The following is a 21,334-nucleotide window of genomic DNA, read 5'->3' as shown; positions in this document are numbered from 1 at the left end:
GCAAACGTGTTCTCCAAAGTGAAACGACGGTTTCAGCTTACGGCTCGGCGGTGCGCTCGCGGTGGCGCTCTTTCGCCTGCTGGTAGACGTCGTCTTCGCGCACTCGTTCCCAGTAGGACTCGAAGACGAGCGCTGCCTCGCGTTTGTCGGGGTCTGCCCACTGTTCGGGGTCGCGCTCGGTACCGTCCTCGTCGTACTTCTGTCCGCCAGGGTACTTCGCGTAGCGCATCGCCCGCGTATAGCCCATCTGGAGGTACTTGCGGGCCATATCCATCCCGGGGAACTCGTCGTTCGCTCGGTACTGTTCGTACTGGTCATAGATTGCCTCGGCGGACGCCGCGGCTGCGGCCTCGTCTTTGTACGACCACAGCGGCAAGAGTTCGCTCTTGTACGGCTCTATCTTGAAAACGCCTTCCTCGCCGCGGCCGATATCGTATTCGGCGGGGTTGGCACGGAAGTCGATCCCGTACTCCGGACCGTCGTCGGTGTCCGTCGATCTGTCCCCCATAGTTCACCTGTGGCGGACCAGTGGGAACGACCCTCGGCCGGCATACGAAACCACGCTACGTGACGCAACTGTGGAGCCAGTGCCAGTGCCAGTGCCAGTACCAGAGACGGGCGAGAGTGTCATCGAGCCAGTGTGAGTCCGGTGAACGCTCGCCGAAGCGACAACAAACGCCGATCAACTGGCAGCCACAGAAGCGCAGCGATCAAGACACTCGCTGCCGGACCACAGGATATGACCGAAGACGCCCCCGACATCACCGGCGACGGCGGCTACGACGACATCGCACAGTACCTCCAGAGCTACATCGACGAGTACCAGGACTTCCTCTCGTGGATCGGCACCAGCGTCGATGACGTCGGGCCAGGGACGATGACCATGTCGATCCCCTACGACCAGAAGCTCACGAACGTCCGCCCGGCCGCCGCGGGCGACACCGACCGCCGCCCCGACATTCACGGCGGCATCGCCGCCACGTTAATCGACACCGTCGGCGGCCTCGCGCTTCGGACCAAACTCGAGGACCCGGTCGATGCCTCGATTGCGACGATCAACCTCAACGTGAACTACCTGCGTCCGGCGACAGGTGATCTGACGGCAACGGCGAACGTGATCCGTGTCGGTGGGACTGTCGGCGTTAGCGAGGTGACAGTCGAGAGTACGACGCCGGACGGCGAAACAAAGGAGGTCGCGACCGGACAGGGTTCCTACCGGGTGTTCCGACGGGAGGACTGAGATTCCGATCGGGTCGCGGCCTCGCCACTCCGAGTGCCGAGCCAAAGTCGACCGTGGAGGAAACAGCCGATTGCACACACGAGCAAGAAGTAGCCATAAATTGCCGTTTCGACGTAGACGGGGACCGGATCCATCACCGTCGAATAGCGGCCCGTGACGGATACACCCACACCTGAACTGAGTAACGCTTTATCCGACGAGGGGAGACGGCCCTGTACTGAGAGGCAGTGAAAGTTAACTACTGCTAGCCGCCTGGTCCCGGCTCACCATCCAGAATCGGATCCCCAGATAACACATTACGAACCCGAACGTGACGGCATACAGTGTCGCTCCGTTTGTCGCCGCAGCGACCAGCGCACCCGCATTCAGAAGGATTCCGAAGACGTACATCGCCTGCAACCGGCGCGCCGTCATCGGTCGCCACCCCGATGGCTGCAGCCTCTAGCTGGCACCCCGTCATCAGTGTCAGTCCGCTCGTTCGAACGACAGCACCTGTTCGCAGTCATAGCCGACGTTTTGAACGAGACAGGTAAAACTCCGTCTGTATTGGCTGTGTCTTCCTTGCAGATCTGATGTCCGCCGCTCGCGAAGATGGTGTGCTCAAATCCCCGTATTAAGTTCGTTTCAGTCTCAGTTCGATCTATCTCGATTACGTTCCGAGTTCGTTCCGATCGCGACCCAATCCTGTCCCAATCTCGTCCCGACCTCGTCCCAATCCTGTCCCAATCTCGTCCCGATCTCAACCCAGTTTCATTTCGGATTTCGATACACTCACAGGTGTCTCCCGGGTGGCGAACCTCCACCGGTTCTGACAGACAGCTATCTGTTTTATGTCGCTGTCCAGCATACGGTGGAGATGGGTATTCACCGGTCGTCACACCGTGACAAGAGAAATGACAGGCAAACGAACGGGACAGCTTCGGTGGCGGTTCACCGACGGTACCGCGCCACGAGCACCGCACCTGGCGACGATGACCTGGCGACACGGATTGTTTGCAAACTGGCCAGTCGACCCGGACGAACTCCGGCCCCACATTCCGAATCCACTACGTCTCGAAACCTGGGACGGCAACGCCTGGGTTAGCATCCTCCCGTTCGTTCTGACAAACGCCGGCGTCCGTGGCTCGCCCGCTGCAACTAGAACCGCGTTTCCAGAACTCAACGTCCGCACATACGTCACCCACCGCGGCGATCCGGGACTCTTCTTCCTCAGCGTCGACCTCGACAAACCGCTGCTCGCAAACGCCATCGGCCGCCTCACCAGACTGCCCGTCTTCAACGCCGACATGTCCGTCAGCGGCACCGAGGACGGAATCACCTTCTCGAGTCGCCGATCGGCGACGAACGCCGATCTCCCCGACCCGAATGCGGATACCGACGACAGGACTGCCTGGTTCGCCACAACCTATCGTCCGAACGGGCCAGTCACCACGGCAGAACCGGGGACACTCGAGTACTGGCTGACTGAACGCCGTCAATTCTACGCACCGGAGGATGGGAGTGTGCTCGCGGGGGAGATTGCACACGACCCGTGGCCGTTGCAGCCAGCGGATGCGACGATTCTCGAGAATACGATGTTCGAACTGCACGGGTTGCCGGAGCCGACTGCCGAGCCGGTCTGTTACTACTGTGACGAACTCGAGATGACGGGGTCGATTCCGCGGCGTGTGCGGTAGCTGGTGTCCTGTGCTTACTGGACCTCAGTATCGATCAGCCCGAACGGAGTGCCGTTGTCGTGATCGCGGGCGTTCTCGTAGACGATGCGGGCGGCGGCGACGTCCTGGATTGCGAGGCCAGTGGAATCGAAGACGGAGACGCCGGTCACGCCCGACTCATCGTCTCCACCTGTCTCGCCAGTCCGACCCGCTTTTGCGCCGACGACGAGTTCGCCGATCTCGCCGTAGATGTCTGCATCGGTCAGCGTTCCCTCGTTGTACGGGACGTTGATCTCACCCGAGTGGGTACACTGCTCGTGGTCGTCGATGACGATGGTCGCCGCCTCTAAGAGTTCGTCGGCGAGTTCGTGCTTGCCTTCTGCGTCGGCACCGATGGCGTTGATGTGCGTGTGCTCGCCGACATCGTCGGGCGTGACGACGGGGTTGCGGACAGGCGTCACCGTCGAGAGCACGTCGCAGTGGCCAGCCTCCGAGATCGAGCCGGCGCGGACGTCGAACTCGTCGTCGTAGGCGTCGATGAACCGCTGGGTGCGCTCGTCGTCGAGATCCGAGACGACGACCTCCTCGATGGGCCGAATCTCGCTGATCGCGTCGAGTTGGGTGTAGGACTGAACGCCAGCGCCGACGAGGCCGAGACTCGTCGCATCCTCGACAGCGAGGTAGTCGGTCGCAACGGCGGCCGCGGCTCCGGTTCGTTTCATCGTGAGCGCCGTCCCGTCCATGATCGCGAGGGGAGAGGCCGTTTCGGGATCGGAATAAATCATCGTCCCCAGCACAGTTGGCAGGTCGTGGCTTTCCGGATTGTCTGGGTGGACGTTGACCCACTTGATGCCTGCTGCGTCCCAGTCACCGGCGGCGTCGGAATCGCGCTGTGATCCCGACTGACTCGAGGAGGCGTCGCTTTCTCGCACCTCGAGGTAGGCCGGCATCGATCGGAAGTCGCCGTTGTACTGTGGGAGGTCGATGTAGGACTTGGCTGGCATCTGTGTATTGCCGCGCTCGAACGCACCGAAAGCCTGTTCGACCGCCCCAATGACGGCACCCATCTGGGCGTTCGCCTCGACGTCGTCGCTGTCTAAAAGCAGTGTCTGCATAGAGGCGAATATTGCGGGGTGACACCTTAACAGTTGTTGGCAATGTGATCTACTTTATTCAGTCTGACCGACCGGGACACTGCGGAATCCTTGCCGGTCATTATTCGTTTGTCAGTGCTCCGGCTCCGGCTTTTCTATTTGTTTCTTGACGTTAGTTTCGTCTGGAGTGACTGGCTTCACTCGAAGCTCTCCGAAACCGTACTTCGAGTGGTTCCCGACCCGAGTGAGTACTGACATCGCAGTCTCCACCGGACGGTTGCCGTCGTAGCCGACGACCACGCCGTGATCGACGGTCTCCAACTCGTACACGTCGCCGCCCTCGATGACCTTCTCCAGGCGGTGGCGCAGCTGCGCGCCATCGTCTACGCTCCACCACCACGGCACGTCCACGTTGTCCGCCTTCGGGTACTCCGACCGGAGGACGAACGGCGTCACGAGTTCGAGGATGAACGCCTCGCCGTCTTCGAGACGCGAGTAGTCCAGGGCCTCCAAGTCAACGACCTGCGTGTCTTTCAATGTGGTCGTCCCGTAGCCGTAGTTCCGTTTGCCTCCGAACTGGAGGCCGTCAAGCACGTCCTCGCCGAGGGGCAGAACGTCCGGGTCATCGGCGTGCAAGTAGGCGTTCACGTACCAGCGCGTGGTCTGCTGCTGTTTCCGAGCGTCGTCGGGCCGGCCCATGATCGTCTCGTGAGCCAGCGCGGGCATCCTGTTCTGGAACCGGATATCGTGGGCGTTCAGCCCGTCTCGGGGCCGAGTATCGAGCAGCCAGGGATGATCGGAATGCCGGAAGAGGAACAGGTCGTCGTAGCTCTCCACGTCGGGGAGCGACGACCCCATGTACGGGCGAATCCCGCTCTGCGAGTGCTCCTCGGGGAACGTCCCGAACTGCCCCGGCACGAACATCCCGTGACTGGCGTTGATGTGTTGGTGGACGTCGTGTTCCAGCTGCATCCCGAGCGCGTGGTAAATCGCGTTCCCCGAGACGTAGTACGGGTGCCCGAGGTAGTCCATGTCGAGTTCCCAATGAACCTGCTGGATGCGGGTCATTGGCTCACCTTCCGGATTTCGAGATCCTCGATGTACTGGAGCGCGGTGCTCCAACTCCAGATCCGCCGGAGGTTCGCATCGAGCACCATGTCGTGCTTGTCGTGATTGACATCGAGCGGGTGCGCGGTGAGGCGCTTCCACGCTGACGCCCACGACCGCCACGGACGGCTTCCAAGGCGCGCCCATGGTTGCCCGCCCGCGCTCTCGTCGATTCGAAGCGAGAAGCGGTCGCCCGCGTAGACCGTCCGGTGGGGCACGATCTCCTCGGCGTCGTCCACGACCAGGTGGAGATCGGGGAACTCGTGACCGGCGCGGTAGTTGTCCAAGAGCGCCGCTACGAGCAGCGTGTGGTACTTCAAGCTCGTGTACGGGTAGTAGATGCTCTCGTTGAACCCGCTCGTTACGTCCGACGTGAGCCACGCCCGATGCATCGCCTCGGGGCCGGAGCCCGTCAGCAGGTCGTTGATGGCCTCAGAAAGACGCGGGCGTGAGAACTCCTCGGGGTCGTAGTGAGAGTTGCCCGTCAGCAGCGAGAGCCGGTAGTGCGTCTCGTGGTTGTCTACCGTCTGTTCGGGCTTCCCGTTGGGTCGTGAGAGCGCCGACGCGTCGCCGTCCGCGCCGTGCGGGACGGTCTGGTTGACCGGGACGCCGTTGAAGGTGTCCGGCGCGTAGTCATGCGTCTCACCGTTGAGCTTGTGGGCGTCGTGCCGGTACGCGGCGATCATCATGTCCTGGCCGCCGTCGCCTTGGAAGTCGCTGACTGCGACGTTCTTGGCCATCTACAGCCCCTCCGCGATGCGCTCTTCCAGCGCATCCGCGAACGCCGGGCGGTACTCTTCGGCCCACCGGTCGTCTTTCTCGTCCATCTTGTTCGTGTTGCCCTTCCCGCGGTCGAAGACGCACTTCAGTTCGCGCTCCTCGTACAGCGGATTGATGAGGTGGCAATCAACGATCCCCGCGCCGAAGTTGCGCGCGCCACCGAGCTGGTGCATAAAGTTCGTCTTGTGCTCATCAAGGAAGTCGATCCCCTCCGCGAGGAGACCGATGAACTCGGGCTTCGTCTCCCGGAACGAGAGATGCCAGCAGCCGTCCAGATTGGCGACGGCATCCACCTCGGCGTTCCGGAGCGGTTCGCGGTTGTCTTCCCGGTTGCGAGAGACGATATTCCGGTTCAACCGCCGGTAGTGGCCTTCGGCCTGTCCGCACGTGTAGTCCACGCTGGAGCGGACGGGGTTGAACTTGATCGGGCGACGCATCACCTTTCCCGGCTGGTTGCCGAAGCCGCCGAAGAGGTCGAAGACCACGCAGCCGTTGTCTTCTTTGGGATCATCGATGCACGCACCCTTCTCGTGGTAGCCGTCGCCGAGATCGCGCTCGTAGACGTCTTCCTTCATGAAGTTCGCGTTGGCCTCGCCAGGATGACAGGCGGTGCCGTCGTATTCGTGAACGACGCGCTCCATTCCGTGGCGAAGCCAGCCCGAGAGCGGAAAGGCGGGGATGATGCCGCCAATCTGGTTCTGCGGGTCGTCGTCCTCGTAGTTGCCGTTCGAGGCGTGGTGTCTATCGGTCATGATGCTGTCACCGACCACCAGCAGGTCAGTCTGGATTCGCACGAATACGTCGCGGTCGATGTCTTCAATCATGGTGAGCCAGTTTCGTGACCTCATCACATTTAAAGGTCAGCGAGTGTCGAGTGCCTTCCTCAGCGCGTCGAGAGAGACATAGACGACACCACCCACGTGCTGCTGGTGGATCAAGTCGTCCGTTCCCACCACCGTCTCGGCAATCATTAGTAATCATCTCGCAGGAGTGTTCTAACTTTTTCAGTTGCGTCTTCGCGTTAGCTTCAAGCGGCTCCCTGCAGTGCGGTTCACTGTCATGGTACAGCAGCAGGATACCCCGCTGCTTCATATCGCCAGACAGCATCAGTCCGATGCCTTCATCTGGTTTTAGGGTCGAGTTTTTCATGCTTCGTGTGCTCCACGAAGCGCGGGGTCGGTGCCTTCAACACCGGTCTCATTTTCAGCAATCCCGCGCTTCTCAGCTACATCTCTATTGGCCACCAACTTAGAACTTAGCATTATAGCAAACTATTGGCTATGGTGCAAAGTTAGGTTGCTTTGGTGCTAACGTAGAAGTAGATGGTCTCTGAATCACGGTACGTGAGCAAATACCGAGCCATTATGACAACGACTGACCGTGAGAGAATTACCGGTGAGGTTACTGTATCTGATGAAAAACGATACCAGGCGATCCACCGTGTGCGTAGCAGAATCGATGAATTGGAGACAGATGTCGATGTTCTCGCAGAACATCACCCGGAACTGCTCAAAGAGTTGCGAGACGTTGTTTGTGACGAGGGGTGACTGATTACGAGGTAATGCCTCGGGCGAAACATCAGCTCATAGTATTAACCGTAGACTCTTATTCGAGTGAGAAGACGGCCGTTTCTATTTCCAGTCAGAATACGCTGAGATGGATACAAGGCGCAAGTCTTGCACGAGGATTTGGTCTGATTGGGACTAGGGCGACCATTTAGTCCAGTAAATCCATATGAACATTTGTTACTCGGGGAGTGGTGGCCACGTTGGGGCCATCGTATCCTGTAGGAACTGGGTTTGAGCGCGACGGAGACGCTCCGATACGGAAGACGCCGAAATGTCTAATTCTTTCCCGATTCTGTCTAGAGAGGTCTTCCGTGGAATGTCAAAATAACCCATTTCGTAGGCTGTTCTAAGTGCCTCGTGTTGTCGGTCCGAGAGGCCATCACCGGGTGGCTCAGACTCGCCATCACGAGTGAGTCGGTGCAACCGAAACCCAGCGTTTTGCTGCCAGAATGACGAGAACTCGTTGAACGCCTCCCGGTCGGCAAACCAGCCTGACTGTCGCCAGCCGTCCGTTTTCACCTCGATACGTTCAATGATAGCTTCGGTGGTGGCGAGGGATTCGAGCCCAGAAAGGTCCTCGATGTGCTCACCAAGTTGTTCCTCGAAGTCGAGTGCTGGTGACACCTGATACCGTCGCGTCTTGCCAGCCTGACCAATCAGTGTCCACTCACCAACGTCGAAAGCGTCGGTCAAAGCCTCCTCAATGACAGCCTGCGAACCGTCTGTTACGGTAGCAATAAACAGTGGCCGGTCACCGTGATTGAACTGAATGTCAAGAATGAGCGTTGCTCGTGGCACTGCAGCCGCTACCTCGACGAGTGGGAGAGCCTCACAGTGAATATTGAACTCTGCAACGAGCCCCATGCATCGTGGTCTCTAGTTACGGTAATGAGGATATCGAAAGAGTTGGGCAAGCCTGAATTCATGTGGAATATCTGGATCTAACCACGGATACCTCGGTACTGGACGGACGGCCGTGGTTCACATGTTCAGGAAATGGCATCTCTGACTTAAACGGCACCATCACTGAGAGAATAGCTTTGGCCAATTCGCCACGAACGCCGACACGTATGCAGACGAAACAATCAGAAGGTGCTATCGACGTAACGTACGAACGCCATGGCAATGGTCGGCCGGTAGTCCTCCTTCACGGAGGAATGGCACCACGCGAATACTGGAATCCAGTCGTTTCACACCTCGACGAGTACGCCGCTATCGTTCCACAACGACCCGGATTCGGGACGTGTCTCGACGACCCGAGCGAGACCAGTGCCGACGATGTGCTGAACCGTGAGGTGGAGTATGTCCGAACCCTCGTTGATTCTGTTGACGGCGAGCCGATCCTCTTCGGGCACTCGTACGGCGCACTCACCGCGATTGAGTCCGCGACGGAAGCATCGGTTGGAGGAGTTGTCGCGTATGAGCCAGCAGTCCTCCCTGAGGACTACCGGGCCGATGCTGATCTTGCCGATCGCATGCAGACACTCATTGACACGGGAGAACCCCGGGAGGCGGTGAAGCGTTATATTGAACAGGTCCTCCATCCCGAGGGAATCGACGACCTGGATGCGTGGTTAGCGGAGTGGCCAGTCTGGCCAGAGTGCGTACAGCTCGCCGAGGAAGTCGTCAGGATGAACCGAGCCGTCGAGCAATACCAACTCCCCGACCGTCTCGACATTTCCGTTCCCGTACTCGTACTGACCGGCACCAGCGGACCCAACTTCCTCCGTGAGAGTGCCCGAGATATTCACAAGGTGATTCCCCACAGTCGTCTTGTTGAATTCGACGGTGTGAGTCACAGCGGTCCCGCTGAAGCGCCAAAACGAATCTCTTTGGAGATCGATTCGTTCTTGGGTGCTCACTCGATCGCTTCTCAGAAATAACTCGAATAGACGCCTCTAACTCCCACACGTTCATCACGCATTCTGTGAGAGTAGACCAGGCATTCCAGCGTTTAGTTCAAGATACAATAATTTTGATCCAACATAATATCAGTGAAAACAGGACCTGATTGCTGCATATATTCTCGACATCTTGCACGCTAGGTAGTACTAATGCCAGTATGCTGATTATCGACGACCCGACCGACGCGCTGACGCAGTTCTACACCAACCGCGACCCGCGAGAATTCGCCACCAAGGAGCGAAACGGCGCGGAGGTACTGGCTGAGAAATTCCGTGGCAGATGGAGGGTAGAGACCTCATATCGAGTGATCAAGAATCGGTTTCTGCCACAGTCCGGATCGAGTCAGATCGAACACCGAATGTTCCTGTTCGGCTACGCGGTGCTGCTGTACAACATGTGGACAGTGGCGAACGCGATTGGTGCCGACCGAGACGACGATCACGACCTCGGTGAGGACGGGAAATACTGGAAGGCTATCGTGTTCCTGAGTAACATGATTGACGACCCGGGTTCACTCGAAATCGGGGAAGTTCCTGAGGGGGAGTTATCAGAATTCATCGAGATGATTCGGAAGGGTTTTACCTGAAGCTCAGCCTCTGAAAGAGATCGTCCCGACGGCACCCTCAAACTGAATAACATCACCCACATTGCCAACAACTGTTAAGTGGTTCTCCGGCCGAGAGAGCCGGACAACAGTATCGTTGTCACTCAGTGATAGCGAGCGCAAACGGCAAAATGGGCCGTCGCAAGTGTTCTCGGATGGAATCCGAGACGACAGTACTACTCAGTGGGGCGTGGGTCGCTGCGAGTCGGGTTTGCTCGCGGGTCGTTCGCTTCCCGCTCGCTTTCACGAGACGCTTGCTCGTGTGGGTTGCCCCGACGTCGCGTACTCACGGCGCAACGCGCCGTTCGCATGGACGCGGGTTTGGTTTCGTTCAAACCGCGCTTTGCTCGCGGATCGCTCGCGCTCCCCGCTCGAATTTACGAGGAACTCACTTCGTTCGTCCCTCGCCTACATCATGCCGCCCATGCCGCCACCCATACCGCCCATGCCGCCCATGCCACCGCCGCCTGGTGGCATGTCCTCGCCCTCGTCATCGTCGGCAACCGCGAGGTCGCCGGCCGCGATGACGTCGTCGATTCGAAGCAGCATGACTGCGGCTTCGGTTGCGGACTCGATCGCCTGCGTCTTCACTCGCAGCGGCTCGTAGACGCCTTCCTCGGCCATGTCGATCGTGTCGCCGGTGAACGCGTCGAGGCCAGCGGCCTCGTTGCCGCCGTCGTGGTCTGCGCGAAGCTCAACGAGCGAGTCGATTGGATCGAGACCCGCGTTCTCGGCCAGCGTGCGCGGGATGACCTCGAGTGCGTCTGCGAACGCCTCGACGGCGAGCTGTTCGCGGCCACCGACGGAGTCAGCGTAGTCACGCAGCGCGAGCGAGAGCTCGACTTCCGGTGCGCCGCCGCCGGCGAGCACCTTGCCGTCCTGAAGCGTCGTCCGAACGACACCCAGCGAGTCCTCGATTGCGCGGTCGACTTCGTCGATGACGTGCTCGGTGCCACCGCGGAGGATGAGGGTGACGGCCTTCGCGTCGTCGACGTCCTCGACAAAGATGCGCTGGTCGCCTGCGATGTCCTTCTGGGCGACGCTGCCGGCGAAGCCGAGGTCGTCCTCGGTGAGGTCGTCGACCGAGGAGACGGGCGTTGCGCCGGTCGCGCGGGCCAGCTGAGACTGGTCGCTGGACTTGACGCGACGGACGGCGATGATGCCCTCCTGTGCGAGGTAGTGCTGGGCCATGTCGTCGATACCGCCGTCGACGAAGACGACGTCAGCGCCGGCGTCAGCAACTGCTTCGGCCATCTCGCGCAGCTGTGCCTCTTCCTGCTCTAAGAACTGCTCGAGCTGCTCTGGGTCGGTGACGTTGACCTCGGCGTCGATCTCGGTCTCCTTGATCTCGAGGTCGCCGTCGATGATCGCGACGTTTGCGTCCTCGGCGAAGTACGGCATGTTGTCCGAGACACGCTCCTTGTCGACGATGACGCCTTCGACGAGCTCGGAGTTCTCGATCGAGCCGCCGACGACCTTCTCGACCTTGATGTTGTCCGTGTCGATGCTGTCCTCGTCAGCGACGGCCTGGACGGCGTCGACAACGAGCTCCGAGAGGAGGTCGCGTGCGCTCTCTGCGCCCTTGCCGGTCATCGCGGTGGCGGCGATCTGGTGGAGGATCTCGTCGTCGTCCTCGTCGACCTCGATCGCGATCTCCTCGAGTGCGTTCGTGGCTTCCTCGGCGGCCTGGCGGTATCCCTGTGCGAGCGTGGTTGCGTGGATGTCCTGCTCGAGGAGATCCTCGGCCTGGCTCAGGAGTTCACCAGAGACGACGACGGCGCTCGTGGTGCCGTCGCCGACCTCGTCCTCCTGGGTTTCGGCGACTTCGACGATCATGTCGGCCGCCGGGTGGTCGATCTCCATCTCCGAGAGGAGTGTGACCCCGTCGTTCGTAACGATGACGTTGCCCGAGGAGTCGACAAGCATCTTGTCCATCCCCTTCGGGCCGAGGGTCGTCCGAACGGACTCGGCGACTGCCTTGCCGGCCTGTACGTTCATCGACTGCGCGTCTTTCCCGGAGGTTCGCTGGCTGTCCTCCGAGAGAACGATAAGGGGCTGGTTGCCCATCTGCTGTTGAGCCATAGTCAACCGAAGGATTGATTGTTATTCTATATAAATGTTGTGGTGTTCGATCCCTCAGCAGCACTGAATCGACGGGGGGTGTTGCACCGCGTGAAACCGGTCAGCAGTTATTTATCAGCGATCAGTCCGCATGATCGAGGAAGTTCCAGCGAGCCAATCGAAAGTTAGGAACTCGATGGAGAGCGAAAAACGCGTCGGAGAACCTGGAAAAGCGAAAACGGCCGTCGGACACTGTGACAGAAGGGAGCGGGAGAGACCGTGACGGGACAGAACGGCACGAGAATTGACGGAGCAGGAAGATAGGAGCTACGGCGACTCTGACCCAGAATCGGAGCCGGAGCCAGGGTACCGATGATACTGCAGCCCCTGATGTTTCATCTCGTTATGCTTCTCTTCTAAGAACGAATAGACCGTTCCGTGCGGAGCCCCATCGAGAAGCATCTCTGCGGCGGTTCGTGCGGCCTCGACCTCGGGCGGCGTCCCAATGAGTCCCAGCGTCGACCCGTAGATGACAACCGACGCACCCGAGAGCTCTTCCATGAGCTCGCGGGTCCGCCCGCCTTCGCCGATGAGTCGGCCCTTCTGGCGCTTCATGTCGTTCTTGTTCCGCGAGGCGGCGTCGATGTCGACGATATCGAACATCATCATGTCGTCTTCGAGCAACCGAAGCGCGTCTTCTGGCGGGAACCCACGTCCGATCGCACGAACGATTTCGGGCCCCTTCAGCCCGAGAACGGGGTCGCCAACCGTTTCGATGGCAACGGAACCGTTCTCCGAATCAATGTCCAGTCGCACTTCGGCTTCCGCCTCGATCTCGCGCATCGTCTCGCCACCCTCACCAATGAGAACTCCGATCCGGTCCTGCGGAATCTTCACGTGCTGCATGTACCCGGGTACTTGCTGCGTGAGGTTAAGGCCTTGGTCCGTCGTCGCCGTTCGGGACCACTGCACACACCGCGACAAACGGCTCAGCACAGGTCGTTACTCGAGTACCGACCGAAACTGAACGGACTCCGTGCGCGTGTCCACGAGTGCAATCGTCTGATGGTCAGCGGGCGTCGTCGGGAACTGCGCGCCGGGGTTCACCAGCGTCGTGCGGCCATGTTCCGATCGGTCGCGGGTGTGGTGGTGGCCGTAGCAGACGAAGTCGTACGCCTCGGAGTCAGCGATTGCTCGCACTTCGTCCATCGACTCCCCGTGCAGGACGGCGAAGGAAAGCCCGTCGAACTCGAGTGTGGCGAACCGACCGTGGAGTTCGCTTTCACCACCGAGCGAGTCGAAGGCTGCCTGCAGGTTGGCAACGTCGCCGTCGTTGTTCCCAAGAACCCCGTGCAGTTCGAACTCCGAGAAGTACGGTGGGAGCAGCGGCGCGACGAAGTCGCCGCAGTGAATAACGATTTCGACGCCTTCGGAGTCGAGAATGTCGGTGATTCGCTCGGTTGCCGCGACGTTGTCGTGAGTGTCGGAGACGATTCCGATCTTCATACCCAATGGGGTACCGGCGAGCCACTAAGCCGTTCGGGATGGGTGTTCATATCCCGCAGACGGACGAACGTCTGCGACATTCGACAGCGTTTTTGAGCGAACGGCTCGCGACAGACATCGGTATCCTAACCCCTACCTACATAGTATTAGCGTGAGAACACGATGGAAACGATGACTGTCCGGTCGTCTCTCGCCGACACGATCTGGTCATCACTGGTGGGCGAGAATTTAGACTCCGAAACTGATTCTTAACTCCGTTGCTTCGGCCCTCCAATCAGGGATGTGATTCCACTAAGGACCCACAATATGACTTCTCGGCGTCAAACATTCTGCGGTGGCGGACCCTTCTGAGTTCGACGTTGGCTGGCAGTCTGGAGATATTCAGGTCAGCTGGCCCACTAAGCATATGTTGATCTTTTGGATGGTATCCAGGTGTTTGACTGTTGAGGGAGGTTTGGTGTTCTCCATGTGGTCAAGGCAGAGTGCCACGGGATTTGACTTGAGGCAGTTCACAGACAGACTACCCCTTGAGAATCTCGAGGGTTGATAGGGTTGTTTTACCATTACGCTCTTCTGTAGGAGATTGTTGATACTGCTCAGCTGTGGCTCGGAAATCGAAGAGAGCAAGGACACCGCGTCAGCGGTGTCCGTTAGGCATGATTCCGCTAGATGTGTTTGGGTCGGAATCGGTCGCAGCGGACCTGTTGGAGCAGGTTCGCTGGCGTAACGGTGTTACTTGCCCTCGCTGCCGTTCTGACCTAACGGTCAAGAACGGCAGCTATGGGCACTTTCAGCGCTATCTCTGTAAGAATTGCGACCGCACGTTCAACGATAAGACTGGCACAATCTTCGCCCATTCGAAGATCGCACTCGGAAAGTGGCTGTTCTCGATTTACGCGTTCCTCCGGTTCAACACAAGTCTGCGCCAACTTCAGCTAGAGATCGATGTTCAGTACAAAACGATCTACAAGCGCGTCGAGCGCTTCACGAAGGCGCTCGACGCGCCTTCGCTTGACCTCGTTGGTCCGATCGAAATTGACGAAGTCTACGTTTCTGCAGGGATGAAAGGCCGCGAGCGCGACCGACCGTCGCGCTCGCGTGGCCTGTCCACACGTGGACGAGGATCGTACGAGCAGGACAAACCGCCGGTGTTCACGATCGTCGATCGTGGCACCGGCAATCGGTACGTGATCCCCGCGAAATCCGCCGACGAATCGACGGTTCGGCTCCTTCTTGCAAACCGCGAGAAGGAGCCACTGACTGTCTACACCGATGGATTTCGTGCCTACGATCCGTTAGCCGAGGACGACGCATTCGACCGCGAATACGTCGTCCACGGTGACGGCGAATACGCCGACGAAGACGTTCACGTCAACACCTGCGAGAGCCACGGATCGCTGCTGCGACCGTGGCTCTCACCTCATCGAGGCATCTCAAAAGATAAGCTCACACAGTATCTCCGAGCGTTCCAACTTCGACGAAAGTTACTGCGGAAACCAGGGAGAAAAGCGCTCAAACACGCTATCAAAGCCACACTATGAGATCAACAAAGTGCTACACAAGAGCGTTGGCGGTTTTTGCCGAGCAGAAAACTTATAGACTTGCCATTTTGGTTGTTATTCATTGCAGTAATACCCCCTCTTCCTTGCGTGTTCATTGACTCTATACTGCGACTGGATTGGGTAACTCCATTTCATGTTGGCACCGTATTTGTCAATTTACCTATGATACATTATATGTTGCCTCGGGTTAAACCTGCATTTTACCAGAGTTAATTCACTCTGGAGGAAGCACCTTCTGTACTCACCGCGAGTTTCACACTCCGCACTCAACAAAGAAATTGTTCTACAGGCTGAGCAGGCCGAGCGCTTCGGGGATTGACCCCGAGGCGGTTCACTAATTCAGGTGAGTAAAACTGCCAGCCGTGGTCTTCCGTTATTGTCCACGCAGAAGTTCCATGGGCAAAGTCACCACCACCAATGTGGTCCTCCCTGATTGCGTGGAATGACGCAGCAACCCAGAACCAGTCATCGTTATTGGGCGATGTCTTATAGACTGGGGAACCGCTATCACCACCTTCACCGACATCTTCATCGCCCCACCGTAGCTGATTCGTTCGACGTGGGCACGAAAATTCGTTGACCCAATAAGTACCGTCGTGGGTTTCTACTTCTCCACTAGTTATACCACTTGATGTGCCAAATTTTTTCACTTCTTCATCGTTTTCCTCAAGGTCTGCGAGACCGTCAAGCGTGAACTGACCAGCACCAGAAACTTCTGTTCCACCCTCACCAGCAATTGCCCTCGACGGTTCCCAACCGTCTTCTGGTTCAGCGACTGCCATGTCATCTGAGCAGCTCTCGTCAATGACTTCGCCAATCTCAGAGGAAAATGATGATCCTCCAGTATATAGCGTGTCGCCTTCGCTGAACCCATCACCAATGTGCTCGCACGTGAAGAAATGCCAGTCATCGCCTGCGGATTCGCGAACTGGTGCACCCAACGTGCCAATATAATCTTCACCATCACCGATTGCCTCACCAGGTTGGCGAGTAGTGTTCGATGTCGTTACCTCGTCTTCTGTCCCTGGAGTCGGCTTTTTGGGTTCTTCTTTTTCAGTTTCTGTGATCCTCACTGGGACGCCATTTGTTTCGAGATATCCTACGGAGTCACTTCATCAGTATCCGTCACTTGAAGCTCGAGGTATGGGTGTTGACCATCAACTTTGCCAGCAGAAACCCAAATCCCTCGAACAGTCTCGCTGGACGCCTGTCGGCCCGCGATTGAATTTCCATCCAGGAATTTTTGGTATTCGCTTCGGGCTTTGGTGAGCCGATCGTACCAGCGGGCAGAAACCGTCTTTTTGTGCTCGTTGTTCGGTCCACTTTCCTCTTCTGTGGAGTATCCGATTACAATAGGCACCTCATCCCGTTTGGCCGCTCTCACATCGCCTGTGGAGAGTCCAAGAGCAGTTCCGAGCGAGAAACCTGCCGCAAGGAGTGTCTTTGTGAAGGAACGGCGGTCATCCGTCTTTAGCTAAGCCCATCAGTAATATCCGTGTTATGATTATGCATGGGGGTATTATCGATGACTGTTGTGGAGTTCAGCCGTCAGCTGTGCCGATGCCGTAGCATCGTGAGTTATTCCATGGCCTCGACCCAGCCGATTCAACCGCTTTGAACGGCGGTTTTCGACGCCTATCGACAGAATTGAGAATTACTGAGAGTATTAGCTAAAGACGAATGGTGTCGTCACTTTCAGCGTCTGCACGCTATATCCAGATCTCTGACAGTGGTACGATGAAGCAGCGCGTCGGTCAAAGAACGTACTGTCGAGAGCGACGTGCCCAGACTGCGGGTGTTGCTGCGCTGAAACGCGCAGCAACGCCCGCCACACCCACATTTTCAGCCGATCGAACGACTTGTAGATCGTGCTGTAATCCGGCAGCTCGTCCTGATCTAGGCCAAGTACGTCACGAACCTCAGACATGTACTTCAGCCGGTTCGGCGTTTCACGGTAGCTATGGCCCTCTTCGAGCCGAAAACAGTGCAAAACGACGTGTACCCAGCGGGCGAACCCGCCGCTGGCGGGCTCGCCCGCGTGCTTCCCCAACGCTTGTTTGGCTAGGTCTCGACACTGCTCAACGAAGTCGAGGATATCGATTTCCATATCCACCTCGATTTCCTTGACTTCATCCTTCTAACCCGTGATATCAGCTGATTAGATCGCTCTTCAACAAAGCAGTTCGGAGAGATCTATAGTAACAACTGAAACCATTTACACACTATTCGCACAGCCTCCGTACGATTGAGTGTGTACTGACTTTCAGTGGCTATAGTTTTCGAGTACCCGCGGAACGCCAGCCCGCTCCAGCGCCCGTCGGCGCTCGTCGTCCGTGAGCCGATAGGACTCGAGTTCGTTCGAAATCCCATCCAATTCGGCGCGCCGGCGCTGATGGGCTGCGAGAAAGTCCGTGATCCGCTCGATTGCGAGTTCCTTCAACTCGCCGCTGAGCAGGTCGCCCGCACGGTAGGCGTCGGCGATGGAATCGAGTGCGTCGTCATCTTCCTCGAAGAAGAATCGCAGGTACTGGAAGGGGACGTCGACCGCTGGATCGCCGCCGTGTTCGCGATGCTCCTCGAGCGTGGCCCGGCCACCGGTGTAGGCATGGGTGTGGATCGTCTCGGCGACGGTGTCGTAGTCGGCCGTCAACTCGATCGACGGTGCGTCGCCGGAGGAACTCATCTTCCCCGGGCCCGCCAGACTCGGGAGGAATCGCCCGAGCAACGCGCCGGGTTTGTCGACGGGCAGCGCCTCTTTCGCGGCCACGTCGCGACAGATGCGAACGTGCGGGTCCTGATCGATGGCGATGGGGACGAGTGTTGGCTGCCGGCCCGCCACGAGTTGCGGGAGCAAAAGGTGGGTCGCCTGCACGGCAGGGTAGAACTGCAGGCCGACGGTGTCCTGCTCGCCGTAGACGGCTTCGACGGTGGCCGGCGTAAGGTGTTTCGCGAGGCGGACGGCAATCGGGTAGACCACGTCCGCGTCAGCGGTGTCGACCACGATTCGCGTTCGCTCCGGGTCAAAGCCGACCGCGAGAACGTCCCGGAGATTCTCGTGAGTGTGCTCGCCGATCGATTCGAACGACTGTGCCTTCGCGAGGAATTTCTCGTCATCCGAGAGCGGGATGTAGACCGTCGCACCCGTCTCCTGCTGGAAGCGCTTCGCGAGGTACAGCGGGAGGACGTGCCCGAGGTGCATCGGTCCCGAGGGGCCACGGCCGGTCACGATGGCGTGCGGTTCGCCGGCCGCAGCGGCGTCGAGGTAGCTATCTACGTCTCGACCCGCGTAGAACGTCCGCCGACGGAGTAGCGGATGATCGGGAAAGCGCTTGATCTGGTCGTCGGTGAGCGGGTCAGCACCGAAGCGCTCTAAGAGTTTGTCGTAGTCGACCTCACCGGTGACGGCGTACGGTGTGACGGTGAAGTCGTCTTCAGGCGGATCTGCTGTCGCGTCTGTGGAATTCGTGGTGTCGGTTGGTGTCGGCATTCGTATCGCGTACTTGAGGGTATCGCAGGTGCTCGTCGGCGATTCTGTGCGAAACGAAAAACGGAGGGAGCACCCGCCGCCGCAACCGCGGGTTAGGCCGCGTCGGCCGCAGCGACGATACTGTCCGCTCTCGAGGATGGCTGCCAACCCCAGCGCCACTGCCACTCGAGAGCAGTCGTCATCACTACCCAGTAGCTACCCAGACCACCTAACAGTTTCGCCGACCCCGAACACGGGCAGACAGCGCAGGGGGTTCGATCACGACCAGCACTCGAGTCGTTTCCAGTCCTCGTCGGGAACCGAGAGCGGTTCGTCGGAACGGTTGTTGTCGGTCCACTCGCCAGGGTCGTGTTCGGTTCGGTAGACGGCATCCGGCGTGAGGAAGTAACCGACGAACCACTGGCCGTGACTCGCCCAGGTGGTTGCGTCGTTCTCGGCGTAGAGTAGCTTGTCGTCGTGTTCGACCTCGATCAGGAAATTATCGAGGTACTCGCCTGCCTCAGTGAGCGTCTCGAGCGAGTCGGCGTCCGTGATCGACCGGGACTCGCCGGTGTCGACGACGTGGTCGATTGCGTCGAGTACCGGCTCGGAGGTGGCGATCGGGTCCGCTGTCGTGGAGACGCGTTCGAGATCAGACGAGTCCGCGGCTTCGGTATCGTCTTTGTCGCTGTCCGCAGCAGACTCGTCGTCCTCGAACGGCCGGATCACTATCTCACCCTCCCAGCCGCGGCCGCTGAAGTCGACGGATGCATCGACTCGTGCCCGGTCGACCCCGTTTTCGTCCTCATTTTCATTTTCACCTTCATCTTCGCTCTCTCCCTCAGCCTCGTCCGCGACGCGCACCGCCTCGATGGAGACGGACCCGCTGCGTGTCGCGTTTTTCGGTGCTGAGACAGCGACCCAGTCTGATTCGAACGCGTCGACAAACGATTCGGCCGTCTCACGCGAGAGCTCCGTCGGCGGCTCAGCGTCGGTCGCGGGACAGTCACCACTCGGCGCGTTTTGGGGTGGGTCTGGAAGAGATTCCTCGGAGCCGTCTGTCTCGCTGTTGCTGTCGCTGCCGTCGCTGTCGTCGTTATCGCCACCATCACCGTCAGTGCCGTCGCTGGTGAGACAGCCAGCAACCACCGCAGTGGTCAGTCCGGCAGCAGCCAGCAGGCGGCGTCGGTACATTACGAACACGCACGCCGGGACCGAACAAGTATCTTCAGGAAGGTGAAACGTCTCTTTGAGCGAACTGCTACCCTCGGGTCAGTCTCGGGACGGATCCGGCTCCGGATCGGTGACGAACTCGAGTAGCTCGTCGGCATCGGTCTCGAGTCCCTGTCGGGAGAAAAAGGTCGCGACGTTCTCGCAGTCGCGTTCTAAGAAATCGCGGCTGTTGGGATGGTGGACGGTGACGGCCTGTCCGAGGTCAATGACGACGAGTTGGCCCTCGTGGAAAACGACGTTGTACTCGCTCAGGTCACCGTGAATGATGCCGGCCGCGTAGAGACGGCGCATGTACTCGCGCATGACCTCGTAGGCGGTCTGTGGGTTCTCGATGTGGACCTCGCCGAGGCGCTTTGCGCGGCCGTCCTCGTTCCCAATGTACTCCATAAGGAGGACGTTTCGCTCGGTGGCGATCGGTTCGGGAACGCGAACGCCCGCTTTCTCGGCTCGCCGGAGGTTCGCGAACTCCTTTTTCGTCCAGGCGAGGACGACGTCCTTCTTCTTGCCACCCAGCCCCTCGAAGCGCGGGTCGCCCTCGAGATAGTCGCGCATGTGCCGGAAGTTCGAGGCGTTGATTCGGTAGATCTTGACCGCGACCTCGCGCTCGTCGCCGAGTGCGTGATAGACGTTCGCCTCCTTTCCCGTCGAGAGCGGGCCGCCGAAGGCCTCGACGTAGCCATCCTGGACGAGCTTATAGAGCGCCGCCAGCGTCGCATCGTCGAACACCGACTGCTCGACTTTGAACTGATCGGCGTCCTTGATTCGCTCCTCGAACTGCTCGAACTCGCGGTCGCGCTTGCGAGCGATCCGGTCGGCCTCGGTGTCCGAGACATCGATCTCCTCCCATTCGTCTCCCGGTGTCTCGACCTCCTCGAGATCGACCAACCCGAACTCCGCGTCCGTTCCCTGTCCCATCTAGTCGCACCTAAGAGGTGCAGGCGGGTAAAGCACTGGGTATCCGTTGCCCGACCGACCAGCCTGAGATGGCTCACCGTACGGACAGGAGACCGTCTGAATCGGTATGCCAGCCTCGTCTTTTTTCCCGTCGCAACGTAGCACCGGTATGGGCCAGTTCACTGGCGGTCGGCTGACTGCGGAGGGACAGCCATGACCAGCTACGAAGTGGTACTCGAGCGCCCCGGTTCGCCAGACCACACGCTCGAGGTCAGCAAACGCGAGACGATACTCGAAGCGGCCCGCCGAGACGGTGTTCGACTCCCGGCGGACTGCCTGAAAGGGACGTGCACGACCTGCGTGGGACGAGTGGTTGGGGTCGAAGGCGAAGACGATGGTGATGACGAGACGACTGATTCCAGACCGGACGCAGCGCTCGCCGTTGACTACCGACGGCCGCCGCAGGCGCTCGCCGGACACGAGCGCGCCGACGGCTACGTGTTGCTGTGTATCGCGCTGCCACGGGCCGATTGTCGCATCGAGGCCGGGCCGCAGGTGCGTGCCGAAGTCGGCGACAGTCCCTGGCGGTAGGCCACTGTACTCGATCGTCACCAGTGTGATCGTCACTCTGTCGTTACCGTACCCGCCCGGTAGCTGGC

General features: G+C 59.2%; 21 protein-coding genes and 1 pseudogene. 7 read left to right on the top strand and 15 right to left on the bottom strand.

Going from position 1 to position 21,334, the window contains the following annotated elements; genetic code table 11:
• Positions 1–37: 37 nt before the first annotated feature.
• Positions 38–508 carry a DUF4385 domain-containing protein gene (locus NMAG_RS10075; RefSeq protein ID WP_004267350.1) on the bottom strand — a complete coding sequence of 157 codons (471 nt, stop codon included), beginning with the start codon at positions 506–508 and terminating at the stop codon, positions 38–40.
• 231 nt (positions 509–739) lie between these two features.
• Between NMAG_RS10075 and NMAG_RS10070 the strand changes: the two genes are divergently transcribed.
• Complete coding sequence (locus NMAG_RS10070; RefSeq protein ID WP_004267351.1) at positions 740–1,240, top strand: PaaI family thioesterase; 501 nt, start codon at positions 740–742, stop codon at positions 1,238–1,240.
• 234 nt (positions 1,241–1,474) lie between these two features.
• On the opposite strand, the gene NMAG_RS10065 is transcribed toward NMAG_RS10070, so the two are convergent.
• Positions 1,475–1,654, bottom strand: a complete 180-nt coding sequence (locus NMAG_RS10065; protein WP_004267352.1) for a hypothetical protein — start codon at positions 1,652–1,654, stop codon at positions 1,475–1,477.
• Between the two features lie 479 nt (positions 1,655–2,133).
• On the opposite strand from NMAG_RS10065, the gene NMAG_RS10060 reads away from it, so the two are divergent.
• Positions 2,134–2,916: a YqjF family protein gene (locus tag NMAG_RS10060; RefSeq protein ID WP_004267353.1), complete on the top strand. Its 783-nt coding sequence runs from the start codon at positions 2,134–2,136 to the stop codon at positions 2,914–2,916.
• Positions 2,917–2,930: 14 nt separating this feature from the next.
• On the opposite strand, the gene NMAG_RS10055 is transcribed toward NMAG_RS10060, so the two are convergent.
• The 4 genes from NMAG_RS10055 to NMAG_RS10040 all read right to left on the bottom strand — a co-directional run bounded on the left by NMAG_RS10055 (position 2,931) and on the right by NMAG_RS10040 (position 6,700).
• Positions 2,931–4,010, bottom strand: a complete 1,080-nt coding sequence (locus NMAG_RS10055) for an alanine dehydrogenase (RefSeq protein ID WP_004267354.1) — start codon at positions 4,008–4,010, stop codon at positions 2,931–2,933.
• Positions 4,011–4,121: 111 nt separating this feature from the next.
• Complete coding sequence (locus tag NMAG_RS10050) at positions 4,122–5,057, bottom strand: hypothetical protein (RefSeq protein ID WP_004267355.1); 936 nt, start codon at positions 5,055–5,057, stop codon at positions 4,122–4,124.
• Positions 5,054–5,836 carry a hypothetical protein gene (locus NMAG_RS10045; protein ID WP_004267356.1) on the bottom strand — a complete coding sequence of 261 codons (783 nt, stop codon included), beginning with the start codon at positions 5,834–5,836 and terminating at the stop codon, positions 5,054–5,056. The genes NMAG_RS10050 and NMAG_RS10045 overlap by 4 nt, the downstream gene beginning before the upstream one ends.
• Positions 5,837–6,700, bottom strand: coding sequence for a hypothetical protein (locus NMAG_RS10040; RefSeq protein ID WP_004267357.1), 864 nt, complete (start codon positions 6,698–6,700; stop codon positions 5,837–5,839).
• Between the two features lie 540 nt (positions 6,701–7,240).
• Here NMAG_RS10040 and NMAG_RS10035 point away from each other — a divergent pair.
• Positions 7,241–7,423, top strand: a complete 183-nt coding sequence (locus NMAG_RS10035) for a hypothetical protein (RefSeq protein ID WP_004267359.1) — start codon at positions 7,241–7,243, stop codon at positions 7,421–7,423.
• A 198-nt stretch (positions 7,424–7,621) separates the two neighbouring features.
• On the opposite strand, the gene NMAG_RS10030 is transcribed toward NMAG_RS10035, so the two are convergent.
• On the bottom strand, positions 7,622–8,308 hold the full coding sequence (locus tag NMAG_RS10030) for a helix-turn-helix domain-containing protein (RefSeq protein WP_004267360.1): 687 nt from the start codon (positions 8,306–8,308) through the stop codon (positions 7,622–7,624).
• A 206-nt stretch (positions 8,309–8,514) separates the two neighbouring features.
• On the opposite strand from NMAG_RS10030, the gene NMAG_RS10025 reads away from it, so the two are divergent.
• Positions 8,515–9,327, top strand: a complete 813-nt coding sequence (locus NMAG_RS10025) for an alpha/beta fold hydrolase (RefSeq protein WP_004267361.1) — start codon at positions 8,515–8,517, stop codon at positions 9,325–9,327.
• Positions 9,328–9,506: 179 nt separating this feature from the next.
• A complete protein-coding gene (locus NMAG_RS10020; RefSeq protein WP_004267362.1) occupies positions 9,507–9,935 on the top strand; it encodes a hypothetical protein in 429 nt (142 codons plus the stop codon).
• Between the two features lie 426 nt (positions 9,936–10,361).
• On the opposite strand, the gene thsA is transcribed toward NMAG_RS10020, so the two are convergent.
• The 3 genes from thsA to NMAG_RS10005 form a co-directional block, all read right to left on the bottom strand.
• The gene (gene thsA / locus NMAG_RS10015) at positions 10,362–12,020 is read right to left on the bottom strand and encodes a thermosome subunit alpha (RefSeq protein WP_004267363.1); all 1,659 of its coding nucleotides are present in this window, start codon (positions 12,018–12,020) and stop codon (positions 10,362–10,364) included.
• A 321-nt stretch (positions 12,021–12,341) separates the two neighbouring features.
• Positions 12,342–12,920 carry a KH domain-containing protein gene (locus NMAG_RS10010; RefSeq protein WP_004267364.1) on the bottom strand — a complete coding sequence of 193 codons (579 nt, stop codon included), beginning with the start codon at positions 12,918–12,920 and terminating at the stop codon, positions 12,342–12,344.
• 96 nt (positions 12,921–13,016) lie between these two features.
• Positions 13,017–13,520: a metallophosphoesterase family protein gene (locus tag NMAG_RS10005; protein ID WP_004267365.1), complete on the bottom strand. Its 504-nt coding sequence runs from the start codon at positions 13,518–13,520 to the stop codon at positions 13,017–13,019.
• Between the two features lie 656 nt (positions 13,521–14,176).
• Here NMAG_RS10005 and NMAG_RS09995 point away from each other — a divergent pair.
• Positions 14,177–15,061, top strand: a complete 885-nt coding sequence (locus NMAG_RS09995) for an IS1595-like element ISNma3 family transposase (protein WP_012996630.1) — start codon at positions 14,177–14,179, stop codon at positions 15,059–15,061.
• A gap of 287 nt (positions 15,062–15,348) precedes the next feature.
• On the opposite strand, the gene NMAG_RS21625 is transcribed toward NMAG_RS09995, so the two are convergent.
• The 5 genes and pseudogenes from NMAG_RS21625 to rio1 form a co-directional block, all read right to left on the bottom strand.
• Positions 15,349–16,155 carry a hypothetical protein gene (locus NMAG_RS21625; RefSeq protein WP_012996629.1) on the bottom strand — a complete coding sequence of 269 codons (807 nt, stop codon included), beginning with the start codon at positions 16,153–16,155 and terminating at the stop codon, positions 15,349–15,351.
• Positions 16,156–16,766: 611 nt separating this feature from the next.
• Positions 16,767–17,189: pseudogene (locus tag NMAG_RS09985) on the bottom strand (IS5/IS1182 family transposase); the annotation flags it as partial.
• Between the two features lie 156 nt (positions 17,190–17,345).
• Positions 17,346–18,569: a tryptophan--tRNA ligase gene (locus tag NMAG_RS09980; protein WP_004267369.1), complete on the bottom strand. Its 1,224-nt coding sequence runs from the start codon at positions 18,567–18,569 to the stop codon at positions 17,346–17,348.
• Between the two features lie 258 nt (positions 18,570–18,827).
• The gene (locus NMAG_RS09975; protein ID WP_004267370.1) at positions 18,828–19,742 is read right to left on the bottom strand and encodes a hypothetical protein; all 915 of its coding nucleotides are present in this window, start codon (positions 19,740–19,742) and stop codon (positions 18,828–18,830) included.
• 78 nt (positions 19,743–19,820) lie between these two features.
• Positions 19,821–20,696, bottom strand: coding sequence for a serine/threonine-protein kinase Rio1 (gene rio1, locus NMAG_RS09970; RefSeq protein ID WP_004267371.1), 876 nt, complete (start codon positions 20,694–20,696; stop codon positions 19,821–19,823).
• A 192-nt stretch (positions 20,697–20,888) separates the two neighbouring features.
• Between rio1 and NMAG_RS09965 the strand changes: the two genes are divergently transcribed.
• On the top strand, positions 20,889–21,266 hold the full coding sequence (locus NMAG_RS09965; RefSeq protein WP_004267372.1) for a 2Fe-2S iron-sulfur cluster-binding protein: 378 nt from the start codon (positions 20,889–20,891) through the stop codon (positions 21,264–21,266).
• Positions 21,267–21,334: the final 68 nt, after the last annotated feature.

It is taken from the genome of Natrialba magadii ATCC 43099 (assembly GCF_000025625.1).
GTDB lineage: Archaea > Halobacteriota > Halobacteria > Halobacteriales > Natrialbaceae > Natrialba > Natrialba magadii.
Note: the sequence above shows the minus strand (reverse complement) of the source record. Positions and strands in the feature narration are given on the sequence as shown.

Coding starts and splice junctions, on each gene's coding strand:
- NMAG_RS10075 (WP_004267350.1), bottom strand. CDS start 508: ATGGGGGACAGATCGACGGACACCGACGACGGTCCGGAGTACGGGATC.
- NMAG_RS10070 (WP_004267351.1), top strand. CDS start 740: ATGACCGAAGACGCCCCCGACATCACCGGCGACGGCGGCTACGACGAC.
- NMAG_RS10065 (WP_004267352.1), bottom strand. CDS start 1,654: ATGACGGCGCGCCGGTTGCAGGCGATGTACGTCTTCGGAATCCTTCTG.
- NMAG_RS10060 (WP_004267353.1), top strand. CDS start 2,134: ATGACAGGCAAACGAACGGGACAGCTTCGGTGGCGGTTCACCGACGGT.
- NMAG_RS10055 (WP_004267354.1), bottom strand. CDS start 4,010: ATGCAGACACTGCTTTTAGACAGCGACGACGTCGAGGCGAACGCCCAG.
- NMAG_RS10050 (WP_004267355.1), bottom strand. CDS start 5,057: ATGACCCGCATCCAGCAGGTTCATTGGGAACTCGACATGGACTACCTC.
- NMAG_RS10045 (WP_004267356.1), bottom strand. CDS start 5,836: ATGGCCAAGAACGTCGCAGTCAGCGACTTCCAAGGCGACGGCGGCCAG.
- NMAG_RS10040 (WP_004267357.1), bottom strand. CDS start 6,700: ATGATTGAAGACATCGACCGCGACGTATTCGTGCGAATCCAGACTGAC.
- NMAG_RS10035 (WP_004267359.1), top strand. CDS start 7,241: ATGACAACGACTGACCGTGAGAGAATTACCGGTGAGGTTACTGTATCT.
- NMAG_RS10030 (WP_004267360.1), bottom strand. CDS start 8,308: ATGGGGCTCGTTGCAGAGTTCAATATTCACTGTGAGGCTCTCCCACTC.
- NMAG_RS10025 (WP_004267361.1), top strand. CDS start 8,515: ATGCAGACGAAACAATCAGAAGGTGCTATCGACGTAACGTACGAACGC.
- NMAG_RS10020 (WP_004267362.1), top strand. CDS start 9,507: ATGCTGATTATCGACGACCCGACCGACGCGCTGACGCAGTTCTACACC.
- thsA (WP_004267363.1), bottom strand. CDS start 12,020: ATGGGCAACCAGCCCCTTATCGTTCTCTCGGAGGACAGCCAGCGAACC.
- NMAG_RS10010 (WP_004267364.1), bottom strand. CDS start 12,920: ATGCAGCACGTGAAGATTCCGCAGGACCGGATCGGAGTTCTCATTGGT.
- NMAG_RS10005 (WP_004267365.1), bottom strand. CDS start 13,520: ATGAAGATCGGAATCGTCTCCGACACTCACGACAACGTCGCGGCAACC.
- NMAG_RS09995 (WP_012996630.1), top strand. CDS start 14,177: ATGATTCCGCTAGATGTGTTTGGGTCGGAATCGGTCGCAGCGGACCTG.
- NMAG_RS09980 (WP_004267369.1), bottom strand. CDS start 18,569: ATGCCGACACCAACCGACACCACGAATTCCACAGACGCGACAGCAGAT.
- NMAG_RS09975 (WP_004267370.1), bottom strand. CDS start 19,742: ATGTACCGACGCCGCCTGCTGGCTGCTGCCGGACTGACCACTGCGGTG.
- rio1 (WP_004267371.1), bottom strand. CDS start 20,696: ATGGGACAGGGAACGGACGCGGAGTTCGGGTTGGTCGATCTCGAGGAG.
- NMAG_RS09965 (WP_004267372.1), top strand. CDS start 20,889: ATGACCAGCTACGAAGTGGTACTCGAGCGCCCCGGTTCGCCAGACCAC.